The organism is Streptomyces sp. NPDC048696 (assembly GCF_043198895.1).
Classification (GTDB): domain Bacteria; phylum Actinomycetota; class Actinomycetes; order Streptomycetales; family Streptomycetaceae; genus Streptomyces.
Genome location: NZ_JBICVJ010000008.1, coordinates 382,265 through 406,617, shown reverse-complemented (window position 1 = coordinate 406,617; position 24,353 = coordinate 382,265). Strand labels below are relative to the sequence as shown.

General features: G+C 69.8%; 22 protein-coding genes and 1 pseudogene. 16 read left to right on the top strand and 7 right to left on the bottom strand.

The genetic code is table 11. The features are described from left to right. Positions 1 to 288 precede the first annotated feature (288 nt). Positions 289 to 464: pseudogene (locus tag ACGFRG_RS19895) on the bottom strand (DUF4265 domain-containing protein); the annotation flags it as partial. A gap of 160 nt (positions 465 to 624) precedes the next feature. Here ACGFRG_RS19895 and ACGFRG_RS19890 point away from each other — a divergent pair. From ACGFRG_RS19890 to ACGFRG_RS19880, 3 genes are all read left to right on the top strand, one after another. Next, positions 625 to 1,056 (top strand): hypothetical protein, encoded by a 432-nt coding sequence (locus tag ACGFRG_RS19890; protein ID WP_361425498.1) that lies wholly within the window; start codon positions 625 to 627, stop codon positions 1,054 to 1,056. Between the two features lie 618 nt (positions 1,057 to 1,674). Then, a complete protein-coding gene (locus ACGFRG_RS19885; protein ID WP_361425504.1) occupies positions 1,675 to 1,929 on the top strand; it encodes a hypothetical protein in 255 nt (84 codons plus the stop codon). A 71-nt stretch (positions 1,930 to 2,000) separates the two neighbouring features. Continuing rightward, entirely contained in the window at positions 2,001 to 2,258 is a 258-nt protein-coding gene (locus ACGFRG_RS19880) for a hypothetical protein (protein ID WP_361425507.1), read from the top strand. Positions 2,259 to 2,394: 136 nt separating this feature from the next. Here ACGFRG_RS19880 and ACGFRG_RS19875 read toward each other — a convergent pair whose 3' ends face one another. From ACGFRG_RS19875 to thpR, 3 genes are all read right to left on the bottom strand, one after another. Beyond that, positions 2,395 to 2,958 carry a dihydrofolate reductase family protein gene (locus tag ACGFRG_RS19875; RefSeq protein WP_361425510.1) on the bottom strand — a complete coding sequence of 188 codons (564 nt, stop codon included), beginning with the start codon at positions 2,956 to 2,958 and terminating at the stop codon, positions 2,395 to 2,397. 376 nt (positions 2,959 to 3,334) lie between these two features. Further along, entirely contained in the window at positions 3,335 to 5,440 is a 2,106-nt protein-coding gene (fusA, locus tag ACGFRG_RS19870; RefSeq protein ID WP_393265584.1) for an elongation factor G, read from the bottom strand. Between the two features lie 685 nt (positions 5,441 to 6,125). Next, a complete protein-coding gene (gene thpR, locus ACGFRG_RS19865) occupies positions 6,126 to 6,710 on the bottom strand; it encodes an RNA 2',3'-cyclic phosphodiesterase (RefSeq protein WP_361425516.1) in 585 nt (194 codons plus the stop codon). Positions 6,711 to 6,995: 285 nt separating this feature from the next. On the opposite strand from thpR, the gene ACGFRG_RS19860 reads away from it, so the two are divergent. The 6 genes from ACGFRG_RS19860 to ACGFRG_RS19835 all read left to right on the top strand — a co-directional run bounded on the left by ACGFRG_RS19860 (position 6,996) and on the right by ACGFRG_RS19835 (position 14,660). Beyond that, positions 6,996 to 7,958, top strand: coding sequence for a ricin-type beta-trefoil lectin domain protein (locus tag ACGFRG_RS19860; RefSeq protein WP_361425522.1), 963 nt, complete (start codon positions 6,996 to 6,998; stop codon positions 7,956 to 7,958). Positions 7,959 to 7,977: 19 nt separating this feature from the next. Beyond that, positions 7,978 to 8,856 carry a ricin-type beta-trefoil lectin domain protein gene (locus ACGFRG_RS19855; RefSeq protein ID WP_393265580.1) on the top strand — a complete coding sequence of 293 codons (879 nt, stop codon included), beginning with the start codon at positions 7,978 to 7,980 and terminating at the stop codon, positions 8,854 to 8,856. Between the two features lie 482 nt (positions 8,857 to 9,338). Beyond that, a complete protein-coding gene (locus ACGFRG_RS19850) occupies positions 9,339 to 10,169 on the top strand; it encodes an ATP nucleotide 3'-pyrophosphokinase (RefSeq protein ID WP_393265578.1) in 831 nt (276 codons plus the stop codon). Positions 10,170 to 10,389: 220 nt separating this feature from the next. Continuing rightward, positions 10,390 to 11,733: a lipase family protein gene (locus ACGFRG_RS19845; protein ID WP_361425531.1), complete on the top strand. Its 1,344-nt coding sequence runs from the start codon at positions 10,390 to 10,392 to the stop codon at positions 11,731 to 11,733. 177 nt (positions 11,734 to 11,910) lie between these two features. Continuing rightward, the gene (locus ACGFRG_RS19840; RefSeq protein WP_393265574.1) at positions 11,911 to 13,332 is read left to right on the top strand and encodes a protein kinase; all 1,422 of its coding nucleotides are present in this window, start codon (positions 11,911 to 11,913) and stop codon (positions 13,330 to 13,332) included. Between the two features lie 338 nt (positions 13,333 to 13,670). Beyond that, positions 13,671 to 14,660: a winged helix-turn-helix domain-containing protein gene (locus tag ACGFRG_RS19835; protein WP_393265571.1), complete on the top strand. Its 990-nt coding sequence runs from the start codon at positions 13,671 to 13,673 to the stop codon at positions 14,658 to 14,660. A gap of 192 nt (positions 14,661 to 14,852) precedes the next feature. On the opposite strand, the gene ACGFRG_RS19830 is transcribed toward ACGFRG_RS19835, so the two are convergent. Further along, a complete protein-coding gene (locus ACGFRG_RS19830; protein WP_393265568.1) occupies positions 14,853 to 15,194 on the bottom strand; it encodes a hypothetical protein in 342 nt (113 codons plus the stop codon). Positions 15,195 to 15,642: 448 nt separating this feature from the next. Between ACGFRG_RS19830 and ACGFRG_RS19825 the strand changes: the two genes are divergently transcribed. Further along, complete coding sequence (locus ACGFRG_RS19825; protein ID WP_393265565.1) at positions 15,643 to 15,954, top strand: hypothetical protein; 312 nt, start codon at positions 15,643 to 15,645, stop codon at positions 15,952 to 15,954. A gap of 136 nt (positions 15,955 to 16,090) precedes the next feature. Continuing rightward, positions 16,091 to 16,852: an endonuclease/exonuclease/phosphatase family protein gene (locus tag ACGFRG_RS19820; RefSeq protein WP_393265563.1), complete on the top strand. Its 762-nt coding sequence runs from the start codon at positions 16,091 to 16,093 to the stop codon at positions 16,850 to 16,852. Here ACGFRG_RS19820 and ACGFRG_RS19815 read toward each other — a convergent pair. Both ACGFRG_RS19815 and ACGFRG_RS19810 read right to left on the bottom strand, forming a co-directional pair. Beyond that, positions 16,849 to 17,433 carry a HutD family protein gene (locus ACGFRG_RS19815; RefSeq protein WP_361425549.1) on the bottom strand — a complete coding sequence of 195 codons (585 nt, stop codon included), beginning with the start codon at positions 17,431 to 17,433 and terminating at the stop codon, positions 16,849 to 16,851. The two genes, ACGFRG_RS19820 and ACGFRG_RS19815, sit on opposite strands and share 4 nt — an antisense overlap. Positions 17,434 to 17,569: 136 nt before the next feature. Further along, on the bottom strand, positions 17,570 to 18,352 hold the full coding sequence (locus ACGFRG_RS19810; RefSeq protein ID WP_361425552.1) for an SDR family oxidoreductase: 783 nt from the start codon (positions 18,350 to 18,352) through the stop codon (positions 17,570 to 17,572). Positions 18,353 to 18,744: 392 nt separating this feature from the next. On the opposite strand from ACGFRG_RS19810, the gene ACGFRG_RS19805 reads away from it, so the two are divergent. From ACGFRG_RS19805 to ACGFRG_RS19785, 5 genes are all read left to right on the top strand, one after another. Further along, positions 18,745 to 19,398, top strand: coding sequence for a DUF4232 domain-containing protein (locus tag ACGFRG_RS19805; RefSeq protein ID WP_393265560.1), 654 nt, complete (start codon positions 18,745 to 18,747; stop codon positions 19,396 to 19,398). Positions 19,399 to 19,461: 63 nt separating this feature from the next. Beyond that, entirely contained in the window at positions 19,462 to 20,118 is a 657-nt protein-coding gene (locus tag ACGFRG_RS19800; protein ID WP_361425558.1) for a DUF6629 family protein, read from the top strand. 198 nt (positions 20,119 to 20,316) lie between these two features. Continuing rightward, the gene (locus ACGFRG_RS19795; protein ID WP_393265620.1) at positions 20,317 to 21,027 is read left to right on the top strand and encodes a class I SAM-dependent methyltransferase; all 711 of its coding nucleotides are present in this window, start codon (positions 20,317 to 20,319) and stop codon (positions 21,025 to 21,027) included. Positions 21,028 to 21,456: 429 nt separating this feature from the next. Continuing rightward, positions 21,457 to 24,225: a class IV lanthionine synthetase LanL gene (lanL, locus tag ACGFRG_RS19790; protein ID WP_393265557.1), complete on the top strand. Its 2,769-nt coding sequence runs from the start codon at positions 21,457 to 21,459 to the stop codon at positions 24,223 to 24,225. Positions 24,226 to 24,230: 5 nt separating this feature from the next. Continuing rightward, complete coding sequence (locus tag ACGFRG_RS19785; protein WP_361425567.1) at positions 24,231 to 24,332, top strand: ALQxL family class IV lanthipeptide; 102 nt, start codon at positions 24,231 to 24,233, stop codon at positions 24,330 to 24,332. Positions 24,333 to 24,353: the final 21 nt, after the last annotated feature.

The window sequence follows — 24,353 nt, the reverse complement described above, 5'->3', positions numbered from 1 at the left end:
CGGTGCCCGGAGACGGGCACGCCGGGTTCGGGAGGCGGCTCGGGGAAACCCACTGATGGAAACACCAGCAGGGCGCCCCGAGTCGACCTCACCGAAGGGCTCTGGACTGCTTGAGCGTTCCGGTGGCCCGCTCCACCGTGTTGCGATCTTTGTACCGGTGCTTGTGGAGGCCCGGAGACCGTCCGCCATATGAACCCCGGCGCAGGCGGGCGGCTTTGTGGTCCTTCTTCTCCGGAATCACGTGCCGGATACCGCGCTTGCGAAGGTGGGCGCGGATCTTGCGGTTGCTGTGGCCCAGTGGAGCCCGTCGGAGTCAGTCCGGTACCGCACCACATCGCCTTCGGCCACCCCATCCTGAAGGAAGGGGCGTTCCGCACACTGGCCGTGTCGTTGCCGAACTTCGTCGCCCACAGCCCCTCGGTGTCCTGCGGGAACCATCCCCCACGAGGAACACCGGAACTCAACCATGGCTGTCATGCGGGCGCCTGAAGACAGAAGACAGGGCTCAGAGCCTGTCCGAGATCGTCCGGGGTCGTCCAAAGCGCTGGTTAGACACCCCGCCGGACAGCAAAACTGCCCGTCGGGACCGCAACCACGAACAAACCCGCGACGTCAGGAGACAGCGTGCTCAAGCTCCACAAGACCCGACGCTCCCTCGCCCTCACCACCGCCGGCCTCGCCCTCGCCGGCGGCAGCGTCATAGGCCTCGGCGGCACCGCCCACGCGGACGGCACCAGCTGCGCCCACTACACCACGAAGTACCACGCGTACGTCAGCATCTGCCTGACCATCTCCCAGGGCTCCCGGCCGCAGGCCGACCTGAGCTACTACGTCGACAGCCGCAGCGCGAGCACCGACGAGCGCGTCTACGTCGTGCTGTCCGGGTGCGGTAGCAGCGCCTCCAGCGACTTCAACGACGAGCAGAACGGTCAGCGCGTCTGGAATTACCACCTCACCGGGGAATGCCCCTCGGGGTTCTCGTACTGGGACGGCTACTCGAAGGCCACCGAAACAGGCAACATCACCGGCTCGGTCAACACGGGCTGGTTCTCCTGATCGGCGGCGACGTCGGCAAGTGCCCAGCGGGCACCAGGTGATGGGGGGGGTGACCGAGATACGTGTCGAAGGGGCAACAGGATGATCTCGACCCCTTCGTCGGGGTAGCGCGGGGTCCGCTCAGCGTCGCGGCGGGCCTCGCGCTGCGCCGGGATCGCCGGGACGTCCGGGGTGCCGTCGAGGGGCTGGCGGTGGACCGAGAGTGCGGCGCTGACGCGCAGGGTGCAGACTGGCCGCGCCGTACGGGCACACCCTGGTCGAGCGCGGCCCGCTCGGCGTCGACGAGTTCGGCCACGTGGAGGAAGTCGGCTGCCTTGCCCGGCATGTCGGCGGTGACCGGCAGTTCCGGGCTGGGGTGTCCTGGTGGCCGGCGCCGTGTTCGGGCGTGATCTGGGCCCATTCACTCTTCGCATCAGACGACCTGGTCCGTTGGGGCCTCGCACCTACATGCCCGTGGCGCCCGAACGGTCTTGGTTGGCGTGAAAGCCTGTTTTGTCTGTGTGACGACGCGCCTGCGGTCCGAAGTGTTGATCGCGGTTACGCCACTGCCCACGTTGGCCTCATGTGGCGGCCTCGTTCACGGTCAGCTCAGATCGCCCTCGATGCGTTGGGAGAACAATGAGCCCCACCGGTAACGCTCAGGCCGGCAACAGCGGCGCCCCGGAGATCCGTACCCTCGGATACGCCAACCGTTTCGCGACCTGGGACAGCGAATTCCGCTACGACGGCCGGATATCGGCCCCCAAGGGCGTGAAGATCAAGGAGATCAAGTACGACTGGGACGGCGAGGGCCCGGTGGCCCCGGCGACGGCTGCAACTACAGCACCGTCGTCGGGCATGCCCAGTACCTCTACGGTGGGGACACCTACATAGGCCGGGTCGACCTGGCGTACTCCCCCACCTGCCACAAGGTCGCCGCGCACTTCAAGGGAGCCACCTACTGGATGAACTCCAGCGGCGCGTCGGTCGAGCTCCAGGTCATCGACCACGCGCCCGACGGGTCGACGCTGAGCCTGCAGGGCGACCGCGTCTCCTCCAACGCCCACAGCGACAACTACTCCGACGGCGTAAGCATCGATCAGGACTACCAACTCTTCAGCGCGACGGCCACGGTCAGCGGCGGCTGCGTCATCTACAGCGACATACACAACTTCAACACCGGAGCCAATTCCGGCACCAGCAACACCACGTACCACTGCTGAACTGCGGCCCTGCACCCAACCGCTGGTCGGCGAGTACAGGCGCTACGTCGGATGGGCCCGGTCCAGAGCGTTTTGCCCGTGGGCTCTGGGGCGGTGAACTCGCGAAGCCACCCCGGTGCCAGGTCCTCAGCGACTTCTAGCGCGCCACGCGGTAGTGGAGGTGGACGACTCCTGAGCTGAAGGTGCGGGTCTCGACGAGTTCGAGATCCGCCCGGCGCTCGTGGTGGGGGAAGAACGGGATACCACCGCCGACCAGCACCGGGTAGACCCTGGGCCGGTACTCGTCGATCAGACCCAGCGCCGCCGCCTCGGCGGCGAGCGTCGCGCCGCCGATCGCGATGTCGCCCTCCCCCGGCTCGGCTCGCAGCCGGCCGATCTCCTCCGCCAGGCCGCCGGAGACCAGGCGGGCGTTGCCCTGCACCGACGACAGCGTGGTGGAGAACACCACCTTGGGGAGCGGCTTCCAGATCGCGGCCCATTCGAGCATTGAGTCGTCGAGCGATGGATCCTGGTCGGCGGTCTCCCAGTACAGCATCGTCTCGTACAGCCGTCGTCCCATCAGGTGGACGCCGACCCCTCGGATCTCGTCGGTGACGAAGCGGAAAACCTCCTCGTCGGGCGCCGTCCAGCTGAACTTGCCGTCCGGCCCGACGATGTAACCGTCTAGTGAGACGCCCATCGAGTAGGTCACGCTGCGCATCGAAGTCCTCCTCGGTACGGGTTCGGGTTCGGGTTCGGGTACGGGTGCGGGTTCAGGTGCGGCAGTACGATCGCCGGACGCCGTGGGCGACCGGGGTCTGGTTCTTTTGCCGGTGTGCTAAAGGTAGTTGGCGGCATCTGCATTGGATGCCATGCCGCGCTGGAGAGTGGTGAGGAGGAGTGGGGTTACAAGAGGCTGAATGACGCTCTCCGCGGCAAGGCGCTGTACGTTCCGGGAACTGTGGCTTCCGACATGGCGGACACGACGCGGTCCATCACCAACAGGTCGCCGATGGGATGTTCGCACGTACGCCCGTGGGACGGCCCCGCCCCGACGAGCAGGACGGGGCCGCGTACCCAACCGGCCGAGCCGGCGGCTACCGGGTCGGCACTCCCGCCGGGACGGGACCGTAACCGGCGGGCCGGGTGGTGAAGGTGCCCCGGCCCTGGGTGCGGCTACGCAGGCGGGACGCGTAACCGAACAGCTCGGCCAGAGGCACACTCGCCGTGATGACTGCCGTGCCCGCCCGCGCGGAGGAGCCCACGACCCGGCCGCGCCGGGCCGCGAGATCGCCGAGCACCCCGCCCACGGCACTGTCGGGCACGGTGACGGTGACCTCGATCACCGGTTCCAGGAGCACCATCGCACTGGCGCGCAGGGCTTCGCGCAGCGCGAGTCGGCCCGCGGTCCGGAACGCCATCTCCGAGGAGTCCTTGGGGTGGGTTGCCCCGTCGGACAGCGTGACCCGCACCCCGGTCACCGGGTGCCCGCCGAGCGGACCCGCGGCGAGGGCGTCCCGGCAACCGGCCTCGACCGCGCGGATGTACTCCTGCGGCACCCGGCCACCCGTGACGGTCGAGCGGAACTCAAACCCTTCCGTATCGGTGCCGCTGTCCACACCGTCGCCGGCCGCCGCATCCAGTGGCTCCACATCGAGCACGACATGGGCGAACTGGCCCGCTCCTCCTTCCTGTTTGACATGCCGGTACAGCAGTCCGGACACCCCGTGCCCGACCGTCTCGCGGTAGGCGACCTGCGGACGTCCGACCCCGATCTCCAAACCCTGGTTGCTGCGGCGGATCTTCTCCACCGCCACCTCCAGATGCAGCTCACCCATCCCCGACAGCACCGTCTGACCGGTCTCGGGATCGGTGCGCACGGTCAGCGACGGATCCTCCACCACCAACTGCGCCAGCGCCGAGGCCAGCCGGTCGGTGTCGAGGCTGCTCCGGGCCTCGACCGCCACCGAGACCACCGGGTCCGCCACCGTCGGCGGTTCGAAGACCAGTGGGTGCGCCGGTGCGCACAGAGTGGCCCCGGCGCGTGCCGACTTGAGCCCGATCACGGCGACGATGTCCCCGGCCCGCGCCCGGTCCACCTCGGTGTTCCGATCGGCCTGTACGCGCAGGATCCGCCCGATGCGCTCGGTACGCCGAGCGGTCGCGTCCAGCACCGTGTCCCCCCTCGCGATCGTTCCCGCGTACACCCGCACATAGGTGAGACGACCGGTGGCGGTCGCGCTCACCTTGAACACCAGGCCCGCGAACGGCTCGTCCGGGTCGGCGGAGCGCTCCCGCACCTCGCCGTCCAGGGTGCCCCGAACCGGCGGCATGTCCAGCGGCGAGGGGAGGTAGGCGACCACGGCGTCCAGCAACGGCTCGATCCCCCGGTTGCGGTACGCCGACCCGCACAGCACGACGACGGCCTCGCCGCTCGCGGTGAGGTCGCGCAGTGCCGCGGCCAACGTTGCCTGGGTCAGTTCCGTACGGGCGCAGAACTCCTCCAGCGCGACAGGGTGGAGCTCCGCCACCGACTCCTCAAGCAGTCGGCGCCGCCGCCGCGCCTCCTCCAGCAGAGATTCGGGCACCGGCCCCTCCTCGTAACTCCCTTCTTCCACACCCCAGTTCAGCGCGCGCATCCGCAGGAGATCCACCACCCCGGTGAACCCGTCCTCCCGGCCGATCGGCAACTGCACGACGAGCGGAACCGTGTGCAGCCGGTCCCGGATCGACGTGACCACCCTGTCCAAGTCGGCTCCGGCGCGGTCCAGCTTGTTGACGAACGCGATCCGGGGCACACGGTGCCGGTCGGCCTGGCGCCACACCGACTCGCTCTGCGGTTCGACGCCCGCCACGGCGTCGAACACCGCGATCGCTCCGTCGAGCACCCGCAGGGAGCGCTCCACCTCGTCGGAGAAGTCGACGTGGCCGGGCGTGTCGATCAGGTTGATCCGGTGGCCGTCCCAGTCGCAGCTCACGGCCGCGGCGAAGATGGTGATGCCACGGTCGCGCTCCTGGGAGTCGAAGTCGGTGACGGTGGTGCCGTCGTGGACCTCACCCCGCTTGTGGGTGGTACCGGTCGCGAAGAGGACGCGTTCGGTGACGGTGGTCTTGCCCGCGTCGACATGGGCGAGGATGCCGAGGTTGCGTACGACGGCGAGCGCGGGGACGGGGGTGGGGCGGAGATTGAGGTTGGTACGCACGGCCCGAGGCCTTTCGGAATGCTGAATGCGGTGGAAATGGGCAGCGCGATTCCCGGACGTGTCCCAAGTATGTTTGCTGGTCTTAATTTTGACGCGGCATCAGATCTTTGACGATGGCGTCAGATGGACCGCGTCGGACCGAAGCCGGACCACCAGCCGGCCGGGGGAGTCCCGTGAGGGCAGGGGTCAGACGTACGTCGCGGGCATCCGGTGGCGGCCGCGCAGCCGACACCGGGAACGCGTGGACACCAGGATCACGTCGTACCGCGACCGGGAAGCGACGACGGCGATGTGCTCGCACATACCGGGCTCCCCTCCATCGTCGACGTGCGGCCCCCGGGACTCCGTGGCCGTGTGACGCGAGTGTAGGGAGCGGAAGGCGGACGCCGACACCGGTTTATTCGCACACCGGCTGCTCGGCTGCCTCGGCCGCGGGGTGTGAGGGGCGCGGGCTCACTTCTTCGGGATCATCATCGGCGCTGCCGGCGGGCCGGCCGCGCTGGGATTCGCTCCCGGCTTCCGCCGCCTGGCACCGGCGAGCCGCCTGCTCCTGCTCGGTACCCTGGTCTGCCCCATTCCCGCCGTCTACGCGGTCCTGGCGTGGACGCGGATCGCCTGACCCCCGCTCATCGCCACGCATCACGTAGCCGTCCGACCCACCTCGGCCGTAGCCGGGGGCCCGGGGTCAGGCCTCGCCGGTGAACTTCCAGGCGTCGAGGTCGCGGTAGTGGATCGGTCCGGGGCTTCGGCCGATGTTGCTGCCGACCAGGTGCAGGCGTTCGGCGGGCCATGAGCGGCCGGTGAACGCGGCGAGTGCGGTGGCCGACTCCAACACGCCGACGGGGTCGTTGCGGCGGGATCGGGCGAGCGTCAGGTGGGGGCGCAAGGGGCGGTCGACGAAGTCGACACCGCACTCCTTGACCACGGCCCGGACCTCTGCGGCGAGCAGGTGCAGCTCGTCGAGGTCCCCGTCGATCCCGCTCCAGAGCACGCGCTCGTCGAAGTGCCCGCCGCCGCGCAGCGCCAGTCGTACGGGCCGGTGTGCGGCGGCGAGGGCCGCGAGCGGGGGCCGCAGGAGGGGAACGGTGGCGGCCGGGAGCTCGCCGAGGAAGGCCAGGGTGATGTGCCAGTCCTCGATGCGGTTCCATCGCAGGCGCGGGTATGCGTCGTAGGCCGGGCGCAGTTCCCGTTCCAGCTCCTCCTTCGCGTCGTCGGGCGGGGCGAGGGCGATGAATATCCGGATGGTCTCGGCCGGCACCTGGTTGTTCACGAAGGACTTCGTATCGCCTTCCGGGTGCTTCTGTCACCTTCCGCCGCAGGTCCAGCTCTGTCCGACCCTGACGTGACCCCGGCTTTTGCGGCGACGCACGGCTCGGTACGGGCTCAGGATCACCAGGCTCGGCGCCATACCGCGTGAACGCCGCTCACCGCCGAGAACGCCGTCTACCGATCGATTTCGTATTTATCGAATATTGATTGGCCACACCTACGGTCACGTGACGCACGAATCCCGTCCCACACCCTCCAGGAGACGCTTATGTTACGAAGATCGCGAATGGGACTCACCGCCGCCCTCATGGCCACCGTACTGCTGGCCGGCGGGATGGAGGCGTCCGCCCTCGCCGCGCCGGCCGTCGCGAAACCGGCCCCGACGGCGGGCGTACGCATCGGTACCGACGGCCAGGACGCGCCCCTACGGCCAATCTCCGAACGTGCGGCCGAGGCGCTGCGGGAGCGCGGGTCGAGCCCGCGCGCGGCGGCCGCGGCAGGGCCGGTCGACGCCATTCAGGCGCTCGTCGACATCATCAACTATCTGGTCCAGATCTTCGACAACCACAAGGCCAAGGACCAGGGGGCCTTCGTCCAAGGCGTGATCAACGACTCGTGCGCCATGGTCCAGGGCCACTACAACGTGTTGATGGTCAAGGAGGACAACGCCTCCTACGACACCAAGTTCAACGGCGTGCGCTGGGAGGGCCGGCTCCACTACAGCTGGGACGGCTCCGCCACGTACCACTACTGGATCTTCGAATCCGGCAGCTTCCGTCTGAGGAGCGACGGCGGGTGGCGCAACTGGGGCTTCTGCGGGCGCTTCACCGGGAACGGTCCCGAGGTCGTCTTCCACCAGGCCGACGGGAACAGCCTGAAGAAGCAGGACCAGCAGAACAAATGCGTGGACGTGCAGTCGAGTTCCACCAACAGGGGCACCCCGATCCAGATGTACGGCTGCAACGCGACCAACGCCCAGTGGTGGTACCGGGACGGACTCGCGCTCAGGTCCGGCCTGCCCGGCAACAAGTGCCTCGACGCGGGCGGAGGCGGCTGGACCGACAAGGTACAGCTGTGGGACTGCAACGGGAGCCCGCCCCAGCAGTGGGACTACGTCGGCAACGGCTCCCTGCGCAACCGCAAATGGAACTACTGCCTGGACATCCCCAACGGGGACACCGGCAACGGCAACCGGCTCCAGATGATGCCGTGCAATGACGGCCCCACCCAGCGGTTCACCCTTCCCTAGCCCCGGAGACGAGACGAAGATGACGACCACAGCAGTCCGGCGGGGCGCGCGCATCACGCTGCTCGCCTGCACGGCGCTCGCGCTCGGAGCCGTCGGTGTCCTCCCGGCCCAGGCCGCGCCCGCCCGTCCGGCAGTCGCACGTGCCACCACCGACGACGAGGTGAACATCACCCAGGGGCAGCCCGGCTGGGGGCTCGACCAACGGCTGCGCGACCTCCACCAGCAGAACAAGTCCAAGAGCCGGGGCGACTACGTCCAGAGCCTGGTCAACGGCTTGGGCCCGGCCCTGAACGGCCACTACAACCTGCTCGTGACGGTCTCCGACGCCCGCTTCACCCACAACCTCACCGGGTTCAGATTCCGGGCCCTGGTACGGAAGTCGAGCGGCGTCTACTACAACATCTGGGTCTTCGAATCGGGCGACTTCCACCTCCAGAGCGATGGAGGCTGGTCCAACTGGGGTTTCTACGGGCACGGGAACCGGTCGGACGGGAACGTCTCCTTCCAGCGGGTGCCCGGCGGCGAGATCCGGGGCAAGGACGGAAAGTGCCTGGATGTCGCCGGTTCCCGGGCCGAGAACGGCCGGGCCGTGCAGACGTACGACTGCAACAACACCAACGCCCAGTGGTGGCGCCGCGAAGGCTCGGCGCTGCGCGCCGGTGACCTGGGCAACTGGTGCCTGGACGCGGCGGGCGCGTCCACGGGTGCACAGGCCCAGCTCTGGGTGTGCAACGGCACGCCGCCTCAGCAGTGGTCGTACGAGTCGGGGCAGTTGCGCAACGCCCAGTGGGGGTACTGCCTGGACGTGCCCAACGGCAATACGTCCAATGGCAGTCGGCTCCAGATGTCCGCGTGCGACGGGTCCGACCGGCAGCGGTTCACGATCCCCGGAGACTGATCACCCCGACGCGTGCCGGACGCGGGCCCGTGACGGTCCGCGTCCGGCACACGTCGGCGGGCATCCGCGCACGGCGGGCGTCGAGAGCGGGAGAGACCTTCCCCCTGGGGGCACCTCGTCCCCGTACAGCCCCGTCGCCCAGTACTGCAACAGTGCGTGCTGTGACGGGTGGCCAGGGCAGGGGCTGTGGCTGCGGCGTTTGTAGTGACTGGTGCGGGCTTGGTGCTGGCGTCGGATGCGCCAGGCTGACCAGTGCAGGATGTGGTCGACGTGCGGGGGCGGCGGTCGGGCTGGTGCCAGGCCGCACCGCACCGCCGCACCGATTCCGCCGCCGGACGGCGCCATCACGCCAATGTCCGATGTGTGGGGTTGCTGCACGGTACTTCTGCGCCCTTCGCCCCGTTGTCCCGGCGACGATCATCGCCCGCGCCGCTGACCCGACGCAGGCGGTGCCACGCACCGAGAAGGGACACCACCGCCGCATGAACACGCAGCACCACCTGGGCCGGGCGGCCGCCGCACTCGCCGCCGCACTCGCCCTGTCCACGGCCACGAACGGGCTCACCGCGTACGCCGCCGACCACTCCGACACGGCGGGCAAGCGCACCACCGCCACCACCACTCCGCATGGCGGTGCGGTGCAGTGCGACGACGGCCCGGGCGGCTGGGAGCGCGACGGACTGTGTCTGAACGCCGCGGACAACCGCAAGGTCAACGCGTACATTGCCCGCGCCCGCGCCGCGGAACCGTCGATCAGCCAAGACGTGCGGGCTGCGGCCGACCTCAGCCACGCCGAGCTCGTCGGCTTCGACTACCGCCTCAAGTCCCCCGACTCCCTCAAGCGGAAGGTCGCCACGGACCTCAAGGAGCATCCGGAGCGCAACGCCGACGACACCCTGGCGCGCTTGAGTGACGCGGTGCGCTACACCCTCCAGTGGCCCGACGACCGCTACGTCACCGGCGTCACCATCGCCTCGAACGTACTGTCCAACTGGGGCAACGACACCACGAAGTGGTCCAACACCTGGGGCCGCGAGAAGGGCTACAAGGGACTCAACTCGGGCTGGCGCGGGCCCGGTTCGCTGCAGCTGTTCGAGGTGCAGTTCCACACTCCGGCGAGCAAGTCCGCCCAGGAGGAGACGCACAAACTGTACGAGGAGCAGCGGTTGCCCTCGACCAGCCCCGAGCGCAAGAAGGAACTGCAGGATCAGCAGGACGCGATCTTCGCCGCGGTACCCGTCCCGGACGGCGCTCCCGCCCTCACTCCACCCGCCCCGCTGCCCCGTCGCACGGCGCTGACCCCGGCCGCCTGACCCCCTGTGCGCTGCGCAGCCCCGGCCGCCTTGCCGGGGCTGCCCTCAACTCCCCCGTCGCACCAGCAGTGAGACCCCGTCAGCAAGCGCAGCATGGCCGCCCCCGGCGATCAACTGCGACTCCGTGAAAGTTTCAAGCACGGCTCTATGCAGCATAGTTACCTTTAGGTAACTTACCTGCAGCAGTCCTGTAACTCCATTCACAATGCACGGGGGAGCCATGTTCAGACACACCAAGCGGGTGCTGGCGACCGCAGTTGTCACGGTGCTGGCCGGCGCCGGCGTTCCGGCGGTCACCGCTGCCGCTGCCGCGCCTTCGGCAGCCGGGGCGGCGAGCGACCCCTTCTACACGTACGACAGCAGCACGCCGTTGTCCTCGTACGCACCGGGGGCCGTGCTGAAGAGGCGGACGCTGCGGTACCACATCGAGGGACTGCCCTCGCCGGTCACAGCGGTCCAGCTGCTCTACCGCACCCGTGACGCTCAGGGCCGCCCCGCCGCCAACGTGACCACGGTGGTGCGCAGCATCACGGGCGACAGCAGCAAGGTGGTGTCCTACCAGTCGTTCTACGACTCCCTCAACCCCAAGGACGGGCCCTCCCGCGCCATCGCCGGTGACGTCACCCTGGGCGGGGTCATCGCGAACGTCGAGAACGTCTTCCTGACGCCGCTGCTGGCCAAGGGGTACAACGTCGTCATCCCCGACACCGAAGGGCAGACCGCCGACTTCGCGGCCGGACCGGAGTACGCGGCCAACACCCTGGACTCGATCCGCGCCGCGACCGACCCCGAGGCCGGGACCGGCATGAACACCGACACCAGGGTCGGCCTGATGGGCTACTCCGGCGGCTCCATCGCCACCAACTGGGCGGCGGCGCTCGCACCGACGTACGCCCCCGACGTCAACAAGAGGCTGGTGGGCTTCGCCGAGGGTGGCCTGCTCGTGGATCCGGCGCACAACCTCAAGTACGTGGACGGCTCCCTCGTGTGGTCCGGTGTCATCCCCATGGCGATCATCGGGGTCGCCCGGTCGTACGGCATCGACCTCAAGCAGTACATGAACCCCTACGGCCAACGGGTCTACGAGAAGGTGGAGCACGGCTCGCTCCTCGACGCACTTGGCCACTACCCCGGATTGACCTGGAAGAAGATGGCGAAGCCGCAGTATGCCGACCCGAACTCGGTGACCGCGTTCGTCGAAACGGTCAACAAGATCAACCTGGGTTCGGCCGCCACCCCGACCGTTCCCGGGTTCATCGCGCAGGGCAACGGAGGCCTCGCCGAGGGGACCTTCGGCAACCCGCCGGGCATCGGCACCGGCGACGGGGTCATGGTCGCCGGGGACGTCCGCGCCCTCGCCCGGCAGTACTGCGCCACTGGCAACAGCTCGATCGCCTACCACCAGTACAACCTCCTCGGCCACGTCGCGGTGGCCGCGGTCTGGGCCCCCGGTGCCATCGACTGGCTCGGAGACCGGTTCGCGGGCAAGAAGGCTCCGTCCGACTGCGGGCACATCGCGCCGGGCAACTCACTGGCGCCGGAGCAGCCCACCTCGGGGTCCTGACACCGCAGCGGCGCGCACACGAACGTCCTCTCCACTCTCTGCGGCCGCCGCCACCCCCATCGGCGGCGGCCGCCCCATACCAAGCTCCCGCACGCCGACCCCGGCGCGCACGCACTGCCCGCCGATCAGTGTCGAAGTGCCCTTCGGCCAGGCTGGGGTGAGGTTAGGGTGAATCCTGTGACGGCAGAGAACGGGGCGCTGATCGGGGCCCGATACCAGCTTGTTGAGTTGATCGGCCAAGGCGGCATGGGCCGGGTGTGGCGAGGGCGGGACCATGCCCTCGACCGGGATGTGGCGGTGAAGGAGGTCCTGCTTCCGCAGGGCCTCACCAGTGAGCAGCGCGACGGGTTCCTCCAGCGTGTGTCGCGTGAGGCGCGCGTCGCCGCGCGGCTCAACCACCCCGGGATCATCACGGTGCACGACGTGGTCGAGCACGAGGGCGCACCCGTCATCGTCATGGAGCTCGTCACCGGTACGTCGTTGGCTGCGCTGATCGCGCGCGAAGGCGCGCTGCCGGTCCGCCGGGTGGCCGAGATAGGCACGGCGATGCTGAAGGCGCTCCAACTGGCCCACGCGGCCGGTGTCATCCACCGTGACCTCAAGCCGGACAACGTCCTGTTGATGGGCGACCGGGTGATCATCACGGACTTCGGCATCGCGCACCTGGCCGACGCGACCACGGCGCTCACCCGCACCGGGTCGGTCATCGGCACCCCTGCCTATATGGCCCCGGAGCAGTTGGAGGGCCGACCGCCGACCCCCGCCAACGACCTGTGGTCGCTGGGCGCGACGCTCTACAACGCCGTCGAGGGCGCGGATGCCTTCAGCGGGGACACGTTCAGTGCGCTCTGCATCGCCGTCGTCACCAAGGCACCACGCCCGGCGACCCGGGCGGGCGCCCTGGAGCCACTGCTCGCCGCGCTGATGACCAAGGAACCGGAACGGCGCCCCTCGGCCGCGCAGGCGCTCAACGCGCTCGAGCAGGTGGCACGTACCGGAGCAGCCGCGCCGACTCCCACCCCGACCGAGATAGTGGTTCCGGCGCCGACACCGGGTGCCCCTGCCGCGGGCCAGCTCCCACCACCGCCGTCACACGCGCCGACCGTGGGCGCCTGGCTCCCGGCGCAGCCCGTGCCGCCCAGCGGCCCCGCCAACCACTTCGCGCCGACGGCCCCGGACGTCGCCTCGGCCCGGGCCGGGGCACCGGCGTCGGCGTCGGTCCTCGGGGCGATGGCGTGGCGCTTCATCGGCTGTATGGCGCTGTTGTGGACCGTCGGCACCACACTGCCGTGGAACTACCTCGACACGGTGCGGCCGGACATCATGCCGACCGTTCTCACGCTCACGGGCGTGATCTCCCTCATCCACGCGGTGCCTCGGCCGCGCTGGCACCCGGCGGTGGCCTGGCCGATCATCGTCGTGTTCGACCTGGTGCTGTACTTCGCCACCAAGGAACTGGTGCTGCCCAAACTGTTCGGGGACGGAGCCGTCGACACGGGCTTCGGGGAAGCACCGGCCCAGATCGCGGCCAACATGGTGCTCCTGGGCACCGGTGCCTGGCTCCTGTGGTGGAAGGTCCCGGGCAGCCGCCCCGCCTGACGGAGAGTGTCCCGAAGACGAAGACAGGCCGGGGTGTCCGTTGCCGGCCATCGGCTTCCGTAACCACATTCCGCAACATCGCCCCGCCGACGGGCTGCGCGGCCGACTTGCCGGTTCCGTCCCCGGCGGCCAGGGCGGTTCCGGCGCCTCCCGCGAGGGCGAGCGCGACGAGAGCGGCTGTGATTTTCACAGTGTGAGGCACGTTCGTACCTGCCGGGCTCACCGAAGCCAGGCGGTTGCGAGGTGCGACAGCACCCACCGGTCGGCTTGATTTCGACCTACCCCGGACACCGATGTCTCGGGAGGATCGCCTGCGGCTGTGCGGCATGGGGGATTTCATGGTCTATCGCATTCACTTCACGCTTCAGGACCTGGCTCGTACGCGTGTGTCCGAGACCCCGCTGCCACTTCTTGAGCTGGAACTGGCCGTACGAGCCCTTCAGGACCGGAGCCAGCCGGCGCGGCTGGACGCGTGGCGGCGGCAGGCTCGTGCGGGGATGTCCGCGCAGGCCCGTATGGCTCTTTCCCTCATGCCCGCGGTCGGCTCCACGCCTGACTTCCTCAGCCCAACGGAAGCCGGGACTCCCGAGGACGTTCTGGAGCACGTGCGCGCCACATCACCGCGCCAGATCCAGGCGGATCTGGCGGACGCGGCGGAGCACCGCAGCCTCCCCACGTGGGCTCGCCACCTGGCCGACGACGTGTCCTTGTTCCATGAGGTCTGCACGGGGCTGAGCGAGCTCCACGCCAGCCTGCTCGGCCCGCTGTGGCCGCAGCTCACAGCCGACTTCATGGCCGACCGCACCGTGCGTTCCCGCCACCTCCTCACCGGCGGTGTGGAGCGGTTGCTGGCCCAGGCCAACCCTCAGTGGATGCGATGGAACCCGCCGGTGCTTGAGGTCAGGATGATCAACGGTGCCGACCGTGACCTCCACCTGGAGGGGGAAGGGATCGTGCTGGTCCCGTCGGCCTTCTGCGCACGCACCATCGTCATCTCGCCCGCGCCCTTCTTCCTCACCTACCCCGCCCTCCACGACCAGCCCCTGCGCCAGTTCACGGCCCTCTCCCCCGAGGCCGAGCCCGCCTCCGCCGCGGCCGTCCCGGCGCTGCTGGGCCGCACGCGGGCAGCGGTACTGACCGCCATCGCAGAACACCCGGGCTGTTCCACGAAGGAACTGGCCACGCTCACCGCGACAGCGCCCGCCAGTGCCAGCGAGCACGCCACCGTCCTACGCGAGGCGGGACTGATCCGTACCCTCCGCCACCGCAACACCGCCCTCCACAGCCCCACCCCTCTCGGGCTGGCCCTCCTCAACGCCCGTCCGTAACGCTCCCGGAGGAAGCCCCGCCGCCCGTCCACTCGCTGGGCCGTCGACATCGTCCGACGCCCAGATCTTGGAGGTATGCACCTCCGCGTGAGCCGGGACCGCGCCGGCCGCGAACCGAGCACGGAGCGCGGCCCGGGTGCCTCTTTCCGCGGGAAGTCCATCCGCATCCCGCGGAAAGAGGCGCTCGATTTACTAGTAGGTGAATATGGCGGTCGCCACCCAGGTGTCATTCTGTGCGTAGGCCGCGACATAGGCACTGAGGCCGGTCTGCAGGGAGCCGGATCGGGAGGGCCCCTGCGTGAGGTCGAAGGTCACGTTTCCGTTGCTGGTGGCCAACACAAGGGAACTGTTGTTCACAGCGACGATCCTCCCGCTGAAGCCCACGGTCGAGGACCACGCCGAGTCCGTGACGCGGCTGACCTGCGCAGTGTGCCCCGCCGGAGCCGCCTGCGCCATCGGACCGCACACGGCCAGCACGCCCGCCATTCCGGCGGCCGCAATAGCAATCTTGGCAATCTTCCCGGACTTTCGCATTGCACTCCCTTTCGTAAGGGTGCCAAGTTGGACGAGCCGAACTCCGTCGGATACGGGTCGGCTGCCCGGACGCTAACAGCGCCGCATGCGCGCGGGCGATTTTCTTTCGCATTCCTTTCAGAATTGCCTTTCGGGCGAGGAGCGTTCCGGCCGATAGGGATCGACGTCGGTGGGTCGCTGACCGGGCCACACGGGCCCCATACGGGCGGCCCATGGACGCCGTCGGGGGTGGCGCGTGCCGTGACCACCCCCGCGCCTGCGAAACGTCCGTATCATCGCGTGCAAGGGCTGGCGCGGCGGCGTCAAGCGCTCATGCGCTCCCTTGCCCGGTGTCCTGGACGCATGTGACGGCACCCGAGTGCCACCACGCAGGACGCCATCGCCTCCGAGCCCCGACCCGCGACCTGTCCGTCCGCGCCCCCGCTCCCGCTCCTCAAGAAAGCCGGACATGACCCCAGACGAACTGTTCGAGGCGATCGCAGCCGACCTCGCTCCTCGTGGCGCCACCACCGGCGCCATGTTCGGCAGCCGCGCCCTCAAGGCCCATGGCAAAGCCTTCGCATGCCTCAAGGACGATGTCTTCGCCGTCAAGCTCGGCGACGCCACTCCCGCCCACCAGGCCGCACTCGCCCTGTCCGGCGCCGAACTCTTCGACCCCTCCGGCAAACACCGCCCGTTCAAGGACTGGGTCGCCGTGCCTCTCGCACACGCCGACCAGTGGCCCCAGTTCGCCGAAGCCGCGCTCGGCGCACAGAGCTGACCAACCGACAGACCAGCTCGGCAGCGGGAATCCGTATGCGCACCGAGGCCGCCCAACGACCGGCCCGGCCGGCCGAGATGAGCGAGTGGCTGCATCTGTTCGAGCGCGGCTGGAAGCCGCGCCTGGAGGCACTGGCATGGAGAGGGGAAACGTGGAGGATCTGCCCGCATCGGCGACGGAGCACGACGGCTCCGTAGTCGTCCGCGTGCTCAGTTACAACATCCGCTCCATGCGCGACGACGTCGCGGCCCTGGCCCGGGTGATCCGGGCCTGCCGGCCTGACGTCGTCTGCGTTCAGGAGGCGCCGCGGTTCTTCGGCTGGCGCAAGGTCGCCGCCGACCTCGCAAGGACGTCCGGGCTCGTATACGTCGCGGGCGGCGCCACCGCCTCCGGGCCCCTGATCCTCGCCTCGCTCCGCGCTCACGTGGAGCGCACCGAGGACGTCCTGCTGCCTCGCACCCCCGGCCTGCACCAACGGGGCTTCGCGACCGCCGTGCTCCGGTTCGGCCGGGCCCGTCTCGGCGTGCTCAGCTGTCACTTGAGCATCAATGACCAGGAGCGCTACGAGCAGGGCCGCCTGCTCCTCGACCGGCTGTCGGCCATGGACGTACCGCACGCCGTCGCCGCGGGCGACCTCAACGACCGGCCCGACGGGCGTACCTTCGGCCTGCTCGCCCACGCCCTGCAGGACTGCTGGGCGACGAAGCCATGGGGCCGGGAGCACACCACCCGGCTCGGCGATCCGCTGCAGCGCATCGACGCCGTCTTCGCCACCGAGGGGGTGCAGGTGCTGGGCTGCGGCGTCCCGATGGGCCTGTCCGGGATCTCGGAACGAGACCTCCGGGCAGCCACGGATCACCTTCCGGTACTGGCCGCTTTGCGTGTGCCCCCCGCCTAGTGCTGTGACTGTGTCGGCGCGACATCCGCCCACAGGGCGATGGCGTCGGGCGAGAGCGGTGTGATCGCTCCCGCCGATGCCTCGTCTCCGTCCCACCACACACCCTGACCGGATGTGAGGACACTTCCGGAACTCCCGGGTGCGGCCGTCTGCCAGCGGCCGCGCAGCACATAGAGCACCCCGGAGTGCCCGGGGCGCGGCACGACCGGGTCGGCGACCCGGTCCACCTGGGCCGTCCAGCGGCCGCGCCGCACCATGAGGTTGAGCACCCGGCACGGCCCGCCCGGCAGTTCGGCGACCAGCGCGAGGTCGCCGGAGAATCCGAACGGCTCGCCCGCACGCGCCAGCAGCCGGTCGAACACTCCGGAGGAAGTCAGCCGCACGCCGTCTCCGGTCAGCAGGGTGAGCGTCCGATCCACGCCCGGAAACGCCGAGAACGGCCCGCCCCGACTGATGTCGGCGACGCTCGCACGCCACCCGAACTCGTCGGTACCCGCCGGCCGTGAGGCGATCTCCCTGGTCGTGCCGCCGCCGTTGCGCCAGCGGCCCGCGGACAGCGTCTCTACATCGAAGTGGCGCATGAGTGGGCTCCTGGGCTGCGTGACGTTCGGGTACGGATCACGATTGCGGCGGCCTCGGCCGCGAAGCGCGCGTCGGCGGCAGTGCTGGTGCTGGACTGCTGGTGCGGACGCATGACAGTTCCGTACGTGAAGCTCATCAGGTCCTCAAGTACGAGGCTCCGTTGACGTCGAGCACCGTGCCCGAGCTCCACATGGCCTGGGGGGAGGCCAGGTAGAGCACGGCTGCGGCGATCTCGCTCGGGTCGGCGACGCGCCCGAACGGGCTCTGCGCCCGGATGCCCTCTCCCTCGGGTCCCTCCAGGCGACCCGCGACCCGCTCGGTGGCCACGAAGCCGGGGGCGACGGACACCACGGCGATACCGTAGGGGGCGAGAGAGACCGCGAGGGACTGGCCCAGGGCGTGCAAAGCTGCCTTTGTGGCCCCGTACGCGGGGTGGTCGGGCTCTCCCCGGAACGCGCCGCGCGAGCCGATGTTGACGATCCGCCCCTCGCGACCCGCCTCGATCATGCGGCTCGCCACCCGATGGCTGAGGTGGGCGGGACCCAGGAGGTTGACGTCGACGGTCTGTCGCCAGGCCTGCTGCCATTGCTCGTACGAGGTCTGCGCGAGCGGGTGGGCCACCATCACGGCGGCGTTGTTGACCAGAACGTCCACCCCGCCGAGCGCCGCGTCGGCGCGGGCCGCCAGTTCCTCGACGCCATCCGGGTCCGCGAGGTCCGCGGGGATCAGCACGTGCCCCTGCCCCTCCAGCGCGGCCAGCGTCTCCTCGGCGTCCGGCCCAACGGTGGAGCAGTGGACGGCGACCCGGTCACCGGCGTGGGCGAACGCGGCGGCCACGGCCCGTCCGATGCCCCGGGACGCTCCGGTGACCAGGACGCCCCGACCGGTACTGGGCAGCTTCGTCACGGTCCGGTCCATCGCGGGCCCCTCTCGTCGGTGTCGGCGACGGCCCGGCCGTCTGTACCTCCGTGCCGTCGCCGCGAGCATACGGACCATGATCAGGTTCCGTGAACCCCCGTGTCCGGATATCGAAAAGCGTGGGGACGCGCTGCCAGTTCATCAGTATGCGTGCAGCGTTACGTCGGCGTCGCGGACGAACCCCAGGTCGGGCGCAGTCGCTCCCCCCTGCTTCCGTATGCCGTGACCATGTCACCGGCCTGCAACAGCGGTGTCGTGGGACGGCGACACAGACAGCCTCTCGGCTCATAGCTCCTTCATAGTGATCGAGCACGTACCCACGAGCCGAAGCCGCTTCAGCTTCTGCTTCAGCTCATCTTCAGCTCCAACTACTGGATATCAAGGGGTCTTTCATGTCCGGCAACCGTCGCAACGCCTTACTCTTCTCCGCAGCCCTCGTCGGCGGCGCCATGCTGATGACGGCGTGTCAGGACTCGGGCACCGCGCAGGGCTCTCCGTCCGCCACTGCGGGCGACAAGACGGTATCCCCGTCCGGCTCGTCGGCCTCGGGCAGCGATCAGGGCGGCGGGAAGGCATCCGGCGGGCAGGGCGCGGCCGCGGGGACCGGCTCCGGTAAGAACGGCAAGGTCGGCAAGTGCCGCACCGACCAGCTGAAGATCACGGCGACGGACAACACCATCACCGGCGACGCCGATGGCACCGTCACGGTGCATCTGAAGAACAGCGGCGGCCGGGAGTGCGCGATATCCGGGTACGCGGGCGTGGACCTGAAGACCAACGCGGGGTCGCTGTCCGCGAAGCGCAATGGCGAGAAGACCAACTCGCTCATCCTCAAGAGCGGGCAGTCCACGGACTTCGGCATCTACTACCCGATCAACAAGTCGGGCGGCTCCGGCGTACGCGTCACAGGCCTGCTGGTGACCCCGCCGAACGAGACGAAGTCGGTCACCCTCCACTGGCCGGGCGCCGGCACGCTGCCCGTCACGGACGGCTCCGGCTCCCCGGTGAAGGTCGGCGCGGTCGGAAACGCCGGTCAGGGCGGCTGACTCGTACGCCTTCGAAGGCCGATGCAGCCTTTCTCGCTGCAGGGCGGACGTAGGGTTGCTTTCATGTGCTGGAGCGCGACAGCCGACCTCGTTGCGGGCACGGGCATCGCGGCCGTGGGGGTCGTCTCGGTGACCCTGGCGGCCCGGCGTCCCCGTGACCTGCCGCTGGCCGCGCTGCCGCTGCTCCTGGGGAGCCACCAGATCATCGAGGCCGTGGTCTGGCACAACAACGGCGGCACCGGAGCCGCCACGGTGGCCTGGGCCATCATCGCGCTCCCGCTGCTGGCGCTGTGGGTACCGGCGGCCGTGCTGTGCGCCGCCCCGCGCAGCGCCCGCCGCCGTCTGTTCGTCCCCCTGGCAGCAGGGCTCGCGACCACGACGGTGCTCACCTACGCGCTGGCCACTCGCACCGTGACCGCCGAGATCCGTGGACACACCGTCGGGTACTCGCTGGGGCTACCGCATGCGCAACTGATCGTCGCGGGGTATCTCCTCGCCACCATCGGCTCCCTGCTCCTGTCCGGCGACCGGGGCCTGGTCCTGTTCGGCGTCCTCGTCGCCATCGGCGCCGCGGTGACCGCCGTGCTGTGGCGCCAGGAGTACATCTCGACCTGGTGCGCGTTCGCCGCCGCGTCTTCGGTTCTCCTGACGCTGTGGATCAAGCGGCGTCGCCCACCAGCCCCACCGCACTCAAGCCGAGGCTTCCGATCAGCAGCGTGAACAGGGCGTGAACAGGGCCTCGTGAGGGACAAACTGCCACCGGGAAGTCCCGGACAAGCCACGTAAGGCAAGGCGCACTGTGCGGACCGGCCGCCGGTCACCTACCGTGGCCCGCATGCCGTACGGGACACCCGGCCACGACCCGGCGACGACGCCGAGCAGTACGACGCCGCCAGGCCCGGCTATCCCTCGCAGCTCATCCAGGACGTACGGGACTTCGCCGCCCTGGACGCGAGCGAGTCGGCGCTGGAGGTCGGTGCCGGGACGGGCAAGGCGACGCTGGCCCTGGCGCGGCCCGGCCTGCCGGTGACCTGCGTCGAGCCGGACGTCCGTATGGCCCGGGTACTGCGCCGCCGCTGCGCGGAACTACCCGATGTGACCGTCGAGGTCGCCGACTTCGAGACCTGGCGCCCGGCGCGACAATACGGGCTGCTGTACTGCGCGCAGGCCTGGCACTGGGTTGATCCCGCCGTGCGTTGGGCCAGGGCACGGGCCGCGCTCCGGCCCGGCGGAGCCATTGCCCTCTTCTGGAACCACTGGGCCCTGTCGTCCGGCCACCTGGTGGACCGCCTGACGGCCGCCCACGCCAGGCTCGGCATCGAGATACCGGCCGACACCCTCCTCGATCCCCGCCCCCGCCCCGTGCATCGCGGCCCCCAGGCCCGCCAGTGGCGCGACATGACCGCGAACCGCTTCGTCGACCCGGACCACCGGCTCTACACCCGCGTGCACGAACGCTCCACGTCCGGCATCCTCGGCCTGCTCGCCTCGTACGGCGGCTACCGAGCCCTCCCGGCAGACCCCCGGGAGCAGATCTTCGACGAGGTGGCCCGCATCCTGGACGAGGACGGCGGACACGCCCAACTGAGGGTGACCACAAGCCTCTTCCTGGGACGCGCGGGGCGCTAGGGCCTGCCCGGTGGATCTTGCCTAGGACGCGGGGGCGTGGCACGCCCATCTGCCGCGTTGTCGTCGGTTGCCGACGCTCCGCGTCGCCGCCCTTCTCTGCCGCGACCCGTTTGAGGGCGCGTCGGACCGGCCGCCCCCTCCCAGCGGTACAACCCGCCCTGACCAACCCGCGCCATCCCAAGAGTTAGGGATACCGCGCTCCTCCGGCCCGTCCTAGCTTGTACGCGTCGGCTCCTTCCCGCACTTCTGGCAGGCACTTCCAGGGAATTTCAGGGACTTTCGGGGCTGCCGCGAACTGGTCCTCGGCAGCTGGGCCGAGGCGTACCGGCGTATCGGCCACCGACTCGCATCGGACGCCGTCCGCGCTCGAATCGACCACGCGCAGCATCGTTCGTGCCCGACCGCAAGGTGAGAGGCGAGGTCACCCAGATGAATTCGTTACCGGCCAAGAGCAGCGCGCGGGCAAGCGATGACGCACTGCTCGTCGACTGTGTCCGGGCGTCGCTGTCGCGGGCCGCGGCCGACTGGCTGATACGGCCCGGGGACTTCTGGTGCCATGTTCTTCCACCCGGGCTGAACCCACGGGTGCAGGGGTGGAAGCTGCATGTTTCCGCGACCCCGCTGTCCGCACCGCTGGTCCTCGCCCGGTCGGCCGACGTACTGATCCGCAACGGGTGCGCCTTCAAGTTCGCGGGAACCGTCGCGCGGGTCGGTGAGCTCGTCTCCCACCGTTTCGACCGCGCCGGCGGCGGCAAGTTCATCACGGTCTACCCGGACAGAGACGACGACCTTCTCACCCTGGCCGAGGAGTTGCACCAGGTGACGCAGGGGCTGCCCGGGCCGGGCATTCTGTCCGACCGTCCCTGTTTTCCCGGCAGCCTGGTGCACTACCGGTTCGGTGCGTTCGGCGGAGTGCGGGTGCTGGACAACGACGGCATCCAGGCGGCGATGCTGCTCGCCCCGGACGGCACACTCGTCCCCGACCAGCGAAAGCCGTGGTTCAGCCCGCCCCCATGGGCGCCGAGTGACCCGTTCACCCGTGACACCCCGAGCGCGGGCCCGGCCGGCGCGCCCAAACCCGTCCTGCTGAACGGTCGATACCTCGTACGCGAAGTGATCCGGCACTCGTACGCCGGGGGCGTGTACCGGGCGTCGGACGAGGTCACCGGAGCAGAGGTGATCATCAAGCAGGCACGCCCGCACGCCGCCGCCAACCTTCTCGGCGAGGACGTGCGCGACCTGCGGCGCCGCGAAGGCTCGATGCTGAAACGATTCGCCACCTCCGGCCTCACTCCGCGCTGCGACGGCCTGTTCGAGCAACAGGGCGAGGTCTTCCTCGTCCAGGAGGCGATCTCCGGATCCGCGCTGCGGGAGTGGGTGCTCAAGAACACACGGCTGGACGACACGGACAGCTGGGGTCCGCCGACGGAGACCGTGGAGCGGATGGCGTTGGGCCTGGTCGACCTGGTGGAGCTGGCGCACGCCGAGGGACTGGTGCTGCGGGACCTCAACCCCAACAACGTGATGGTCACCGATGACGGCGAACTGCGGCTGATCGACCTGGAGATGATCGTCCCACCGGGCGAGCGCGTCTTCCGCGTGCACACCCCCGGATACGGAGCGCCGGAGCAGGTGAACGCGCCGAGCTTCGGACCCGCGCCCGGGCAGGAGGCTGATCTGTTCAGCCTGGGAGCCACGTTGTTCCATCTCGTCAGCGGTGGTGACCCGCTCCTGAGCGCCGACCTTCCGGCCACGCGGACGGACCGCGAGCGAGCCGAGCACTGGCTCAGGCACCTCTCCCCCGGCAATGCCGCCGCACGCCACTGTGCCCCGATCATCCTCGCGCTGCTCGACCACGAGCCCGAGCGGCGCCCGACGCTCGCCGCCGTACGCGAGTTCTTCACCGGCCGGGGCGGTCGCACCACCGCCTCCGGTGGGCCGCTCCCGGCCGTACGTCTCACCGACACCGGTATGACCGAGCTGATCACGGGCGCCGTCGAGCATCTGCTCGCCACCATGGAGCCGGACAGCACCGACCGGCTCTGGCCCACCTCGAAGTCGGCCGCGGTGACCGATCCGCTCAACATCCAGCACGGCGCCGCGGGCATCCTCGGCGTCCTCGTCCGCGCTTACGAGGCCGACCGCGAACCGAGGCTGCGCGATGCCATACGGACCGCGGTGGAGTGGATCGACCGCCGGGTCGGACTTGAGCCCCGGTATCTGCCGGGCCTGCATTTCGGCCGCTCCGGCACCGCGTGGGCGCTGCTGGAGGCCGGACGGATCCTCGGCGACGACCGCACGCTCCGCCGCGCCGCCGAGCTGGCCGGCAACGTGCCCGTCCGCTGGGACAACCCGGATGTGTGCCACGGCATGGCCGGGACAGGACTGACCCAGCTCCGGTTCTGGGAGGCCACCGGCGAGAACGGCTTCCTCGACCGCGTACGACAGGCGGCGGACGGGCTGGTCGGCGCGGCGGTGGAACAGGACGGCCGCCATCTGTGGCCGATCCCGAAGGGTTTCCTGCTCTCCTCGCACGACATCTCCCACTACGGCTTCGCCCACGGCGCCGCCGGAGTCGGCGCGTTCCTGCTGGCCGCCGCCCGTGCCACCGGCGACGACGGCTATCTGCGCCCGGCCGTTCAGGCCGCCGAGACGTTGATCTCGGTCGCGGAGGTGGAAGACGGCGCGGCCTACTGGCGGGTCGCCGACACCGGCGGTCTACGACGGTCCCACTGGTGCAGCGGCTCCTCGGGCGTGGGCACCTTCTTGGTGCAGCTCTGGCGCGACACCGGTGCGGATGCATACCGCGAACTCGCCGACCAGGCCGCCGTCGCCGTCCGCCGCTCCCGCTGGCACTCCGGAACCACACAGTGCCACGGGCTCGCCGGCGACGGGGACTTCCTGCTCGACATGGTCGAGGCCACCGGGGACCAGCGCTACCGCGACTGGGCCGAAGAACTCGCCGCGAGCCTGGACATGCGCCATGTCCTGCGCGACGGCCGCAAGGTCGTCCCCGACGAGACCGGCAAAGACGTGCAGGCCGACTTCGGCACCGGCTTCTCCGGCGTACTGGCCTTCCTGCTGCGGCTGCGTGGCGGTGGCCCCCGGCTCTGGCTGCCGCAGACGTTCACCGGCTCCCACGAACTCGTTGCCGCCAATGCCGGCGGCGACGTTCACATCGAGAAGGCAGGGAGGTGAATCGCATGGAATTCGACGTCAACGCCCTCCAGATGCTGGAGGCGACCAACCCCGAGGTGGCCGCATGGCCGCCGGTCACCCGGTGCAGCTGCTGCTGTTACGAGTGACGACCAGAGCAGTGCCCAGGA